This is a genomic window from Candidatus Accumulibacter contiguus, from assembly GCF_012940005.1.
In the GTDB taxonomy this organism is placed as follows: Bacteria; Pseudomonadota; Gammaproteobacteria; order Burkholderiales; family Rhodocyclaceae; genus Accumulibacter; species Accumulibacter contiguus.
In genome coordinates this window covers 77,361-90,076 of the sequence record NZ_SPMX01000006.1, presented here as the reverse complement: position 1 = coordinate 90,076, position 12,716 = coordinate 77,361, and the positions used below count along the sequence as shown (strand labels likewise).

The following is a 12,716-nucleotide window of genomic DNA, read 5'->3' as shown; positions in this document are numbered from 1 at the left end:
AGATGCAAGGTAAATCAGGCGGCGAGCAGGTCCACGGGCACGCCTATCGTGGCCGTTTTGCACCTTCCCCGACGGGTCCGCTGCATTTTGGTTCGCTGGTTGCCGCCGTCGGCAGCTATCTTGACGCACGGGCACACGGTGGTGAATGGCTGCTGCGCATTGAAGATGTCGACCGGTCGCGGGCGCTGCCAGGGGCCGCAGACAGCATTCGGCGCACGCTCGAGGCCTTCGCTTTTGAGTGGGACGGCGAGGTGGTAGTGCAGAGCCAGCGCCTGGATCGCTATCATGCGGCTTTGACCCGTCTGCGACTCGACGGCGAGGTGTATCCCTGTGCCTGCTCGCGGCGCGCGATTGCCGCCTGCTCGCCAGTGCCGGCGGTCGACGGCGGCCTGGTCTACCCCGGAATCTGCCGGGCCGGTTTGCCCCCCGGACGCGCGCCGCGTGCATGGCGAATGCGTGTTCCGGACCGCGAGATCGCATTCGAGGATCGCGTACAGGGACCGGTGCAGCAGAACCTCGCGCGCGCGGTGGGTGACTTCATTCTGCTACGTGCCGATGGTCAGTATGCCTACCAGCTGGCGGTGGTCGTCGACGACGCGGCGCAGGGGGTCAATGCAGTGGTGCGCGGCGTCGATCTGCTCGACTCGACGGCACGCCAGATCTGGCTGCAGCAACGCCTGGCGCTGCCGACACCCACTTACGCACACCTGCCGGTGGTGACCAATGCAGCCGGCGAGAAACTTTCCAAACAGACGCGCGCCACCGCCGTCGATGCTTCGGGTGGCTGTGTGGTGCTTGCGGCGGCGCTGAACTTTCTTGGCCAGCCGGTGCCGCCGGAAATCCGCAGCGGATCCTTGCGAGACTTCTGGCGCTGGGCGATTGCTACCTGGTCGATGGCGCGGGTACCGGCGCAGCGTGGTGTATTTCCCGGATGATGGGCAAGTGATGACCGTTAGCGCTTGCCGCCGTAACCGGCAATGCCGACGAGAATCCGGATCAGATGGTAGCTGGCCCGATGCAGCAGGCGAGAATGCCAGGGCAGGCGTTTCCAGCTATCGACCGGCAACTCGCTGGCGCCCTGCCGCATCGCCGCCTGGAGACTCTGCCGCAGTTCCCTGGCAAACGCATCGTCGCGGACGACGACGTTTGCTTCCCTGGCAAGCAGCAGACTGAAGGGATCGATGTTCGAAGATCCGACGGTTGCCCAGTATCGGTCGATGACCGCAACCTTGGCGTGCAGGAAGCTACGCCGATATTCGAAGATGCGGATGCCGGCGCCCAGCAATTTGCCATAAAGCGCCTGCGTGGCGTAGTGCAGGAGGCGGTATTCGATACGCCCCTGCAGCACGATGATCACCCGCACGCCGCGCCTGGCCGCATCGTGCAGGGCTCTCCGGAAGCGGCGGCCGGGCAGGAAATAGGCGTTGGCCAGGAGGATTTCTTCGCGAGCGGCAGCGATCGCCACCAGGTAGGCTTCCTCGATGTCACGGCGGTGACGGATGTTGTCGCGTACCAGAAAGGCCGCCGTTTGCTCGCCACGTGCTTTCGGTTCCTTGTGCGGGATCCTCGGTAGCCGGTAACGGCGATTGAGCTTCGCCCATAACACCAGTTCCCAGAGCCGGTGCAGCGTCCGCTGAATCGGCTGCAGCAGCGGGCCTTCGATGCGCACCGCGTAATCGTGGCGCGGTGGCACTTCAAGCGGACGATCGCTGTCATCGACGACATTGATGCCGCCAACGAAGGCGATTTCTCCATCCACCATCGCCAGCTTGCGGTGCAGGCGACGCAGGCGATGACGACGCAGGCGGAAACGTGCGATCTCGGGTCGGAAGACCATGACCTGCACCCCGGCCGCGACCAGCCCCGGCTGCAGTTGCCTGGCAAACTCGGGGGCACCGAAGCCATCGACGAGAACGCGAACCGTGACGCCGCGTCGAGCGGCATTGGCCATTGCTGCCGCGACGGCACGGCCGGTCGCATCATCCTCGAAGATGTAGCTTTCGAGATGAACTTCATGCTGTGCCTTGTCGATCGCCTTGATCAGCGCCGGAAAATACTCGGCGCCGCTGTTCAGCAGGGTCAGCCGGTTACCCGACAGAAATTCAACCGCCATCGCGGCGCACCAGCGATAGCAGGGAAATCCTCGGGCAGCGTTCCGGTGCGGTGCTGCGAAGTCGCGGAGGAGTAAGGCGCCGCGGCAAGATTCCGGCCTGCGATGGGAACTGATCCGTGCCCGGGACTCCCGCGCTGTGGCTGCCTTGCGGCCTACTGCTGATTGACGAACACCACCTGTGCCGGCATCGGAACCGGAAAGCCGGCCTCTCCGAGGGCTTCACGAATCGTCCGGTTGGTGTCGAAATAGACCTGCCAGTAGTGGTCGGTATGGCAGTACGGACGCACCGCGAGGACGGGGCCGACGAGATTGAATTCCAGGATCTCGACATCCACCGCAGGATCGGGCCGGACATTGGGAATCCGGGCGATTTTTTCCTTGAGCAGCGCCATCGCCGCCGCATGATCGGCCGCCCCGGAGAGCTGAGCCTTCAGATCTACCCGACGATAGGGGTTGGTCGAGAAGTTCTGGATGGTGTCGCTAAGGATCTTGCTGTTGCCTACCAGCGTGAGCACGTTATCCGGCGTGTTGAGCGCCGTAGTGAACAGGCCGACTTCCTTGACCGTGCCGGTAATGCCGCCCACGGTCACGAAATCGCCCACCTTCAACGGTCGCAGAATGATCAGGAATACCCCGCCGGCGAAGTTGGCCAGCAAGCCGGACCAGGCCAGGCCGATGGCGACACCGGCAGCAGCGAAGAGAGCGGCAAAAGTCGTGGTCTGAATGCCGAAATAGCCGAGGATGCCGATCACCAGCAGGATATTCAGTGTGACATTGATCACCGTCCCGAGGTAGCGCATCAAGGTCGCATCGACCTTCTGGCGCTCCAGCGCGCTCTGGACCATGCGACCGACCCAGTGGATCAACCAGCGACCGATGATCCAGAATGCGATCGCTGCAAGTACCTTGATGCCGAGTTCCGATCCGTATTGCAGCGCCAGATCCTGCCAGCGCAAGATGTCTTCCTTGTTCATGAGTTTCCCCTCCGAGCTTAATGGTAGGCGCAGTTTCGCATTGTGTTCGGGGCAGTGCAAGCATATCCTCGGAGGAAGCTGGCGAATCAGGAGTAACGCCTCCGTCAGCCTCGGGAGCAGCCATGGACACGCACCCGCCAGAACGATTCGTGCAAGAATACCGTGTTGCCGGGCTGACGAAAAGTCCAGGCGCAACGGCCTGGTCAAAACCACGACCCGATGCACGAGCGCCCTTGATGCACGTCAAGGCCATTGCTCTGACCCTGCTTTCTAATACACGGATTTGAGGATTGCCCGATGTTTCGCATCTCGCAGTACATGCAGGAGCTGTCGACCGCACGGCAGCCCGGACCCAGACAGAACCCGCCGGCGCCAGTGGTGATCTGGAATCTCATTCGTCGCTGCAATCTCACCTGCAAGCACTGCTATTCGATCTCCACCGACAGGGATTTCCCCGGTGAGCTGACGAGCGACGAGATCTTTGCGGTGATCGACGATCTCAAGCGTTTTCGTGTGCCGGTGTTGATCCTCTCGGGCGGCGAGCCGCTGCTGCGTCCGGACATTTTCGACATTGCTCGCCGCGCCAAGGCGATGGGCTTCTACGTCGGCCTGTCGTCGAACGGCACCCTGATCGATGTGTCGAACATCGATTGCATCGCCGCGTGCGATTTCGACTATGTCGGCGTCTCGCTCGACGGCATCGGTGCTACCCACGACCATTTTCGCCAGATGCAGGGCGCATTCGACGCTTCGCTGCGGGGCATTCGCCTGTGCCGTGAACTCGGTCTGAAAATCGGCGTCCGCTTCACGATGACGCAGGATAACGCACGGGATTTGCCGGCACTGCTCAGGCTGGTCGAGGACGAAGGTATCGACCGCTTCTATTTTTCGCATCTCAACTACGCCGGCCGTGGCAACAAGAACCGCAAGGACGACGCCCAGCACCAACTGACCCGCTGGGCAATGGATCTGCTCTTCGCCACCTGCCTGGATTACCAGCAGCGTGGTTTGCACAAGGAATTCACCAGTGGCAACAATGATGCCGACGGCGTCTACTTTCTGCATTGGGTGGAGAAGCGATTCCCCGAGCAGGCGGCGAGAATGCGCGCCCGTCTGGTGCAGTGGGGTGGCAATTCATCGGGCGTCAATGTGGCCAATATCGACAACCTCGGCAACGTGCATCCCGACACCATGTGGTGGCATTACACGCTCGGCAACGTTCGCCAGCGCCCCTTCTCGGAAATCTGGATGGACGTTTCAGACCCGCTGCTGGCGGGCCTCAAGCAGTTTCCCCGGCGCGTTTCAGGACGCTGCGGCGAATGTCGGCACTTCGACATCTGTAACGGCAATACCCGCGTGCGTGCCCAGCAACTGACCGGCGACGCATGGGCCGAGGATCCCGGCTGTTATCTCGAAGACGAGGAAATCGGCGTCACCCCCGGCCGTGAACGGCTCACCGTCACTCCTCACATCAAGCTACGGAGGGCATGATGAACGGGCATCTGCGCGTTGCCGGCTTTGCCCTGGCCACCTGCCTGGCCAGCGTGTCTTTGCAGGCTGGCGCCGCCGATGTGCCGAGCCTGTATCGCGAACACTGTGTCGCCTGTCATGGCGAATCCCGGTTTGGTGGCATCGGCCCGGCGCTGCTGCCGGAAAGCCTCGAACGCCTGCGCCGGCCGGAGGCGGTCAAGGTCATCCGCGAAGGGCGCGTGGCGACGCAGATGCCGGCTTTCGGCGACAAACTGAGTGCCGACGAGGCACAGCAACTGACGGAATGGATCTACAGCCCGGTGGCCCCCGCGCCGGTTTGGGGGGAAGCACAGATTCGCGGCTCGCATGTGGTCGAAGCCAAGGCTGCAGCGCTGCCGGCGACGCCGGGGCCTGGCCTCAAGGGTGCCGACCCGCTAAATCTGTTCGTCGTCGTCGAAACCGGCGACCACCATGTTTCACTCCTCGATGGCGACCATTTCGAGCGCCTGCACCGCTTTCCCAGCCGCTACGCACTGCACGGTGGACCGAAGTTTTCACCGGACGGCCGCTTCGTCTATTTCGCCTCGCGCGACGGCTGGATCAGCAAATATGACCTCTACCATCTGGTGGTGGTCGCCGAGATCCGCGCCGGTCTCAATACGCGCAACGCCGCTGTGTCCGGCGACGGCAAGTGGGTGCTGGTCGGCAACTACCTGCCGCACAGCCTGGTGGTGCTCGATGCCCGTGATCTTTCGCTGGTGAAGATCATCCCGGTGCAAAATGCCGCCGGAGACAAGAGTTCGCGGGTCTCGGCGGTCTATGACGCAGCCCCGCGCAAGAGTTTCGTGGCCGCGCTCAAGGATTTGCCCGAGGTCTGGGAGATCAGCTACGATCCGGCCGCCGAGCCACTTGCCGATGGGCTGGTGCACGACTACCGGTATGGGGAGGGTCACTTCAAGCCGGCGATGTTTTCTCCGCGGCGGACGCAGCTCGCAGACTGCCTCGATGACTTCTTTTTTACCCAGAGCTACGACACGATTCTCGGATCGTCGCGCTCGGCAAGCAGCGGGCAGGTGGTTCAACTGGACGTCCGCCGAAAAATTGCCAGCCTGGATCTGCCGGGAATGCCACATCTCGGCTCCGGAATCACCTGGAAGTGGCGAGATCCCGCAGGACGCGAACGCATGGTCATGGCCTCGCCCAATCTCAACGCCGGTCTGGTTACCGTCATCGACCTGAAAACCTACCAGACCATCAAACAGATCAAGACCCTTGGTCCCGGCTTCTTCCTGCGCAGCCACGAAATGAGCCGCTATGCCTTCACAGACTCGATGATGAGCAAAGAGAACAAGAACACGCTGCAGGTGATCGACAAAGAGACCCTCGAAGTGGTGGCGCAGATCCAGGCTGAACCCGGACAGACGCTGGCGCATGTCGAGTTCACCCGTGATGGGCGCTACGCGCTGGCCAGCCTGTGGGAAATGGACGGAGCGCTCCTGGTGATCGACGCGCAGACGCTCAAGGAAGTGAAACGCATCCCGGCGAAGAAACCGGTCGGCAAATATAACGTATGGAATAAAATATCACGTTCGGAGGGTACGAGTCACTGAATGAGAAATACCATCAACAGTCTGCTGCACTACTTTCTGGCGGTGGGCCTGTGCATTTCCTGCACGGCGGCTCTGGCGGTCCCCAAGGCTGCCGAGCAGGAGGAGGATGTGGTCACCTTTGGTGAGGCCGGCGCCCCGCCGAAGCCAACGGCAAAACACTCCGCGCCACCAGCGGCCAAGGCGCCCAAACCGGTCGAAGCCAAGGTCGCCAAGCGTCCAGAAGCCAAGGGAGCCAGGCTTCCCGCAAGCGGGCAGGCGGCAGCCAGAAAGCCAACTGCAAGCAGCCAATCACCGCCTGCCAAGGGTGCATCCAAAGGCACCAGTTCCTCTGCCAAGGCGGCGCCAGCCACGAAAGTTTCCGGGCAAGCCAAGGGCAAGGCCGGGAAAAAGTAGTGGCTGGCACTGCCGGTTCGGTGGCAAGCCGGAGCTTGCCAGGCCGATTGCGCCTTTTCAGCAGTTCCTGCCGGAGTATTCGATGCACAAGTCTCTCGCTTCCCTGGCGACCCTTTTTCTGCTGCTGGCAGTATTCCCGGTTGCGGCGGAAATGCCGCGCATCGAGCTGACGGCCGGCTTTTACCGCATCGAGGCGGAAGTGGCGGCTGACGATCCGAATCGCATGCAGGGGCTGATGCATCGCCGCAACATGGCGGCCAACCAGGGCATGCTCTTCGTCTTTCCGCAGGCGGCACGCCATTGCATGTGGATGCGAAATACGTTCTTGCCTCTGTCGGTGGCCTTTCTCGACGAAGACGGCCGCATTCTGAACATCGAGAACATGCAGCCACAGACCGAGGAGAATCACTGCTCCACGAAAGCGGCACGCTACGCGCTGGAAATGAATCTCGGCTGGTTTTCGAGCAAAGGCATCAAGCCGGGGGCGCGCGTTGGCGGCATCGAGAAGGCGCCGGCTCCGCAGTAGACGCGCACACCGAGGTCTCCAGGAATGCCTGAGCAACGCTGGCGCAGCAGCTTGCTGCGCACGGTTGACAATGTCGCTTTCCTGCCCTGGTTGCGCGACCGTGCTTCGCTGACAGCTCGCATCCAGGCCCGTGGGCGTTTCGCACTGCGGGTGTTGCGCCAGGGGTTGGCCAGACCGACCGCCGATGAAGCGCTGGCGCTCGGCCTGATGGGCGGGGAAAAGGCCTGGATACGGGAAGTGGCGCTGAGTTGTGATGATCAGCGGGTGGTCTTCGCGCATACCGTCCTGCCTTGCCGGCCGCGTGGCCCGCTGACCCTCTGGCTGGCGCGCCTGGGCAGCCGTTCGCTGGGTGCGCTACTCTTCGCGCACGCCGGATTCCGCCGTGGGCCGATGACTTTCCATCGCATCGATCGCCGGCATGCGCTGTTCACTCCGGCCGTGGCTGCGCTGCAACATGCCGACCAGGTTCCGCGCATGCTCTGGGCGCGTCGCTCGCAGTTTGGCTTCGGCAGCCAGTCGGTATTGGTCAGCGAAGTCTTCTCGCCACGCCTGCTGCAATTCGACGAGTACAATGATCGAAGTGGTGGAACATCGCATCCTTGATTCCTCCTTATTCCTCGCGAAAAAACATACCTGAAATCAATCTCGATTTCTTCAAATGGTGACCGCCTGCTGATGTTCCACCCGATGCTTCGTGTGCTACAGTCACAGCCTTCTCGCCGAAGCGAATGGCTGGCCAGCCGACTCCCGAGATGCCCTTGGAAATTGCAGGGAGAATTGCCGGATGCGCGCGCTTTCTGAACTTTCGGCCCAGTGAGCAGGGCTTTCGTCGACATTGACGAGCAGTTGCTCGAGTACGAGATCATTCCGGCACAGCGGTGCGATCGGCCGACGCTGGTCCTGCTCCACGAAGGTCTTGGCAGCATGACGCAGTGGCGTGATTTTCCGGCCGCACTGGCACGGGCGAGCGCTTGCCGTACGCTCGTCTGGTCGCGCCTGGGGCACGGCCATTCGGCCGCCCTGGGAGCACCGCGAACGGCTGCCTACCTGCATGAAGAGGCGCTGCAGCGCCTGCCCTCCCTGCTTGCTGCGCTGGCCATCGAACGGCCGCTGCTGGTCGGGCATAGCGACGGCGGCTCGATCGCGCTGCTTTATGCTGCCGCCTGGCCGCAGCGGCTCAGTGGCGTGGTGCTCATGGCACCGCACGAGTTCGTCGAGGAAAAGGCGCTTGCCGGCATCCGTGCTGCCGGCGACTTCTACGCGAGCAGCGAGTGGCCGCAGAAACTGGGTCGTTATCACCGCGATCCGGATGCCGTTTTCCGATCCTGGCACGATACCTGGCTGGCGCCCGAATTCCGTACCTGGGACATTCGCGCTTGCCTGTCGGCGATCACCTGTCCGCTGCTGGCGATCCAGGGCGAAGACGACGAATACGCGACGATGCGCCAGATCGAGTGCATTGCCGAAGCGGCTGCCGATGTCGAGCTGCTGAAGCTGGCCGATTGCCGGCATTCGCCGCACCGCGATCAGCCGCAATCGGTCATCGACGCAATCGTCCGTTTCATTGACCGCATTGCGGCGCGCTGAGCCGAGAAGCCGCAGGCGATCTGCTCCCGCTTATTGCCGGCCGGCCATCCGGAAAACTCGCGATGCCGGATCCTGCCGGTAAAAGCCGGCAAATTGTGCGTAGAGTGCCGGATACTCGCTGTGCAGGAGGGTGGGCGTCTCAAAGAATGCCTCGCTCATGACCGCAAAGAACTCGCCTGGATTCTCGCTGGCATAGGGGTCGAACAAGGTTTCCTGAGCGCTGCCTGCCGCTGCGTCGACACGCGCGCAAAAATCGTCGTAAGCGGCATCCAGTACTCCTTGCCAGCGGCTGAGGAACATTTCGGGGGGCAGCGGCGGGATGCCGTTCGCCGGACCATTGAGCATGTCCAGTTTGTGCGCGAACTCGTGGATGACGACGTTATAGCCGCTGCCGGCCATCTGCGCGTCGCGCCACGAAATCAGCAGCGGTCCGCCGTCCCAGGCCTCGCCCGAAGCCAGTTCCTGATACTCATGGACAACGCCGAATTCGTCCTCGACGCTGCGCGGGATGATGAATTCGTCGGCGTAGACGATCACCCCGATCCAGCCGCGATAATAATCGAGGCCGAGTTCGAGGATCGGCAGGCAACCTTGCGCGGCAATCGAGACACAGATCGCGTCGGACAGTTCGAGTTCGCCCGCAGCGGTGAACTCCTTCTCGGCGAGGAAGCCCTCGGCGAGGCGGCGCAAGCGGAACTGCTCGCTTTCGCTGAGCGCAGCGAGAAACGGCAGTGCCGAAATGACCGAGAGCCAGAGTGGATCCGGCACCGTTGCCGGCTTCTGGCGATGCCGTAACCAGCCGAGCAGCTTGCCGATCATGCGGTTTTCGCTTGCGGCAGCGCCGTCGTGGTCAGGTAGATGCCGGCAAAGATCAGGGCGATACCGGCGTAGTGATAGAGTTGCGGAACTTCTTCGAGAAAGATCGCCGAGAGAAGGGTTCCGAATACCGGCATCAGATGAATGAACAGGCTGGCCTTGCTGGCCCCGACCTCGGCGACGGCGCGGTTGTAGAAGACATAGCCGAGAAAACCGGGAAACACCCCGGTGTAGGCAATTCCTGTCAGCACGCCGGCCGAGACATGGATCGTCTTGCCCTGCACGATTTCCCAGGCGTAGGCGGGGGTCAGGGCGAGCAGGCCGACCATCGTGAACGCGGCGAGCAGCAGCATCGGGTGGACACCAGCCGGCCGCCATTGCAGTCCGATGGTGTACAGGGCCCAGGTAAAGACAGCCGCCAGCATCCACAGATCGCCGACGTTCAGGCTCAACCTGGCCAGGGTCTCGACGTCGCCACGGCAGACAATCGTCGTGACCCCGATGAACGAGAGCAGAACACCGAAGCTCTCGACAGCACGCAGGTGCTTTTTCAGAAAGATCCACGACAGAGTGATCGTGGCGATCGGAATGAAGGAGTTGAGCAGGACGGCGTTGGTTGCCGGCGTGTATTGCAGGGCAATGTAAGCCAGAGTGTTGTAACCGCCGACACCGAGCAGACCGAGAATGACGACGGCTTTGTAGCCGCGTCGCAGCAGCGGCCACTGCGTGCGCAGGTGTGGCAGGGCTAGCGGCAACACCAGCGTCAGAGCGATCGCCCAGCGCCAGAAGGCCAGCGAGAGCGGTGGCACCTGGTCGCGAATGGCGCGCCCGATGACCATGTTGCCGGACCAGAACAGGGTGGTCAGCACGAGCAGCAGATAAGGGTGTTGCAGGCGGGCAGGCATCGACGGCAGGCGGGCGGGCGGGAGTGAGGAAAAAGCGCATTATGCATGAAGCCCGAGCCTGCCCTTATAATGAGCTGATGGTTTCCGTCGTACATTCGGTCGCCGCCCAGAGCGACTTCGAACAATCCCTGCTGACTCTCGGTGATGGCCTCGCCACCGCCGAACTCGAGCGGCTGCGACGGGCCGTCGACTTTGCCCGCTCGATCTATGGCCATCGCTTGCTCGGCAGCACCGAGGATGTCTGGGGGCATGCCCTGGGAATGGCGCTGATCGTTGCCGGTTTGAAGCTCGACGTGGATTCACGACTGGCCGCGCTGCTCTTCGCGGTGCCGGCGCAACTGGAACAGGGCCTGCTACAGATCGAACGGGATTTTGGAACGGGCGTCGCGCAACTGGTCGGCGGGATTTCGCGTCTGAACCGCATGCGGCCGATCACGCGGGGCTTTGTCGCCCACTCCGTCGACAGCAGCGAAAAGAATCCGCAGGAGATGAAGACGCAGATCGAGGTACTGCGCAAAATGCTGCTGGCGATGGTCGAGGACATCCGTGTGGTCCTGCTGCGGCTGGCTTCGCGTACGCAGACGCTGCGTCACTTTGCCGGTGAACCCGATGAACTGCGCGTGCCGGTGGCGCGCGAGACGCTGGCGCTCTATTCGCCGCTGGCCAACCGGCTCGGCGTCTGGGAACTGAAGTGGGAACTCGAGGATCTCTCCTTTCGCTTTCTGCATCCTGCAATCTACAAGGAGATTGCGCAGCACCTCGACGAGAAGCGAACCGAACGCGAGCAGTTCATCAGCGAAGCCGTTGACCGCCTGCGGCATGAGCTGTCCAAGGCCGGCGTCGGCAAGGCCGAAATCTACGGCCGTCCCAAGCACATCTACAGCATCTGGAACAAGATGCGCAAGAAGGGTGTCGAGTTTGCCGAGGTGTACGACGTGCGCGCACTGCGCGTCATCGTCGATGAAGTGAAGGACTGCTATACCGCTCTGGGCATCGTGCACCATATCTGGTCGCCGATTGCCAAGGAGTTCGACGACTACATTGCGCATCCGAAGGGCAATGATTACCGATCGCTGCATACGGCGGTACATTGCCCCGACGGGCGTGCCCTGGAGGTGCAGATTCGTACTCGCGACATGCACAGTCACGCCGAACTGGGGGTTGCCGCGCACTGGCGCTACAAGGAAGGCGGCAGCACGCCGGAAGACCGCTACGACGAAAAGATCGCCTGGCTGCGGCAGCTATTGACCTGGCGCGACGAAGTTGCCGATTCCTCGGACTGGGTCAGGCACTACAAACAGGCGGCTTTTGACGAAACGGTCTACATCCTGACACCGCAGGGCCGCGTCATCGATCTGCCGCAGGGCTCGACCCCGGTCGATTTTGCCTACCGCGTGCACACCGACATCGGCCACCGTTGCCGCGGCGCCAAGGTGGACGGTGCGCTGGTGCCGCTCAACACGAAGCTATGTACCGGCCAGCGTGTCGAAATCATTCTCGCCAAGCACGGTGGACCGTCGCGCGACTGGCTCAACCCTGCGCAGGCCTATCTGTTTACGCATCGCTCGCGCCTCAAAGTCAGACAATGGTTCGCCAGCCTGGCGATCGAGGACACCCTTGCCGAGGGGCGTGCGGTGGTGCTCCGCGAACTGCAGCGCATGGGACAACCCAGCGTCAACCTCGACGATCTTGCGGCCAGGCTGGGCTTTGCCCGTAGCGACGATCTGTTCATTGCGGTGGCGCACGCCAAGCTGAACATGCGCCAGTTGCAGGTGGCGGTGCGCGGGGGCGAGACGCCGGTGGACGAGCGCGAGCTTGCCGATCTGCCGGTACGCCGGCAACGCGACAGCGATGTGGCTGAAAAGGGAATCCTGATCGTTGGCGTTGATCGCTTGCTGACGCAACTTGCGGGTTGCTGCAAGCCGGCGCCGCCGGATGCCATCGTTGGCTTTGTCACGCGCGGCAAGGGGATCTCGGTGCATCGCGCCGATTGCAGCAATTTCTCGAACATGCAGACGAGGCATCCCGAGCGGGTCATCGAAACAAGCTGGGGACGACGCACCGATGGCATTTTTGCCGTCGATATCGTGATTGACGCCTACGACCGGCAGGGTCTGCTGCGTGATGTGTCGGACGTTCTCGCGCGCGAAAAAATCAATGTCATCGCCGTCAACACGCAGTCCCGGCAGGGTAACGCACATATGCGCTTCACTGCTGAAGTCGGCAGCATCCCGCAGCTCAATCGCACCCTGGCTTTGTTGCATGCAGTGCAGGGTGTCGTCGGTGCGCGCCGCGCCTGAAGCTCCCGTAGAGCAGAGGGAC

At 62.4% G+C, this 12,716-nt stretch carries 12 protein-coding genes; 8 read left to right on the top strand and 4 right to left on the bottom strand.

All coding sequences use genetic code 11. The annotated features are described in order from the left end of the window. Positions 1 to 2: 2 nt before the first annotated feature. Positions 3 to 935: a tRNA glutamyl-Q(34) synthetase GluQRS gene (gluQRS, locus tag E4Q08_RS02320; RefSeq protein ID WP_169069181.1), complete on the top strand. Its 933-nt coding sequence runs from the start codon at positions 3 to 5 to the stop codon at positions 933 to 935. 17 nt (positions 936 to 952) lie between these two features. On the opposite strand, the gene clsB is transcribed toward gluQRS, so the two are convergent. Together clsB and E4Q08_RS02310 are read right to left on the bottom strand one after the other, a co-directional pair. Beyond that, positions 953 to 2,113, bottom strand: coding sequence for a cardiolipin synthase ClsB (gene clsB / locus E4Q08_RS02315; protein ID WP_034912405.1), 1,161 nt, complete (start codon positions 2,111 to 2,113; stop codon positions 953 to 955). A gap of 152 nt (positions 2,114 to 2,265) precedes the next feature. Next, positions 2,266 to 3,087: a mechanosensitive ion channel family protein gene (locus E4Q08_RS02310; protein WP_169069180.1), complete on the bottom strand. Its 822-nt coding sequence runs from the start codon at positions 3,085 to 3,087 to the stop codon at positions 2,266 to 2,268. Between the two features lie 297 nt (positions 3,088 to 3,384). On the opposite strand from E4Q08_RS02310, the gene nirJ reads away from it, so the two are divergent. From nirJ to E4Q08_RS02280, 6 genes are all read left to right on the top strand, one after another. Further along, a complete protein-coding gene (nirJ, locus tag E4Q08_RS02305; protein WP_169069179.1) occupies positions 3,385 to 4,578 on the top strand; it encodes a heme d1 biosynthesis radical SAM protein NirJ in 1,194 nt (397 codons plus the stop codon). Next, positions 4,575 to 6,167 carry a cytochrome D1 domain-containing protein gene (locus tag E4Q08_RS02300; protein WP_372703493.1) on the top strand — a complete coding sequence of 531 codons (1,593 nt, stop codon included), beginning with the start codon at positions 4,575 to 4,577 and terminating at the stop codon, positions 6,165 to 6,167. Before nirJ ends, E4Q08_RS02300 begins: the two co-directional genes overlap by 4 nt. Further along, positions 6,168 to 6,560 (top strand): hypothetical protein, encoded by a 393-nt coding sequence (locus tag E4Q08_RS02295; RefSeq protein ID WP_169069178.1) that lies wholly within the window; start codon positions 6,168 to 6,170, stop codon positions 6,558 to 6,560. An 82-nt stretch (positions 6,561 to 6,642) separates the two neighbouring features. Continuing rightward, a complete protein-coding gene (locus tag E4Q08_RS02290; RefSeq protein ID WP_034920310.1) occupies positions 6,643 to 7,086 on the top strand; it encodes a DUF192 domain-containing protein in 444 nt (147 codons plus the stop codon). Positions 7,087 to 7,110: 24 nt separating this feature from the next. After that, on the top strand, positions 7,111 to 7,689 hold the full coding sequence (locus E4Q08_RS02285) for a chorismate--pyruvate lyase family protein (protein ID WP_169069177.1): 579 nt from the start codon (positions 7,111 to 7,113) through the stop codon (positions 7,687 to 7,689). 210 nt (positions 7,690 to 7,899) lie between these two features. Further along, positions 7,900 to 8,673, top strand: a complete 774-nt coding sequence (locus tag E4Q08_RS02280) for an alpha/beta fold hydrolase (protein ID WP_169069176.1) — start codon at positions 7,900 to 7,902, stop codon at positions 8,671 to 8,673. Between the two features lie 30 nt (positions 8,674 to 8,703). On the opposite strand, the gene E4Q08_RS02275 is transcribed toward E4Q08_RS02280, so the two are convergent. Beyond that, positions 8,704 to 9,492, bottom strand: coding sequence for a M90 family metallopeptidase (locus E4Q08_RS02275; protein WP_034920313.1), 789 nt, complete (start codon positions 9,490 to 9,492; stop codon positions 8,704 to 8,706). After that, positions 9,489 to 10,394 carry a DMT family transporter gene (locus E4Q08_RS02270; RefSeq protein WP_034920314.1) on the bottom strand — a complete coding sequence of 302 codons (906 nt, stop codon included), beginning with the start codon at positions 10,392 to 10,394 and terminating at the stop codon, positions 9,489 to 9,491. Before E4Q08_RS02270 ends, E4Q08_RS02275 begins: the two co-directional genes overlap by 4 nt. 77 nt (positions 10,395 to 10,471) lie before the next feature. Here E4Q08_RS02270 and E4Q08_RS02265 point away from each other — a divergent pair, with 77 nt between their 5' ends. After that, positions 10,472 to 12,694 (top strand): RelA/SpoT family protein, encoded by a 2,223-nt coding sequence (locus E4Q08_RS02265; protein ID WP_169069315.1) that lies wholly within the window; start codon positions 10,472 to 10,474, stop codon positions 12,692 to 12,694. Positions 12,695 to 12,716: the final 22 nt, after the last annotated feature.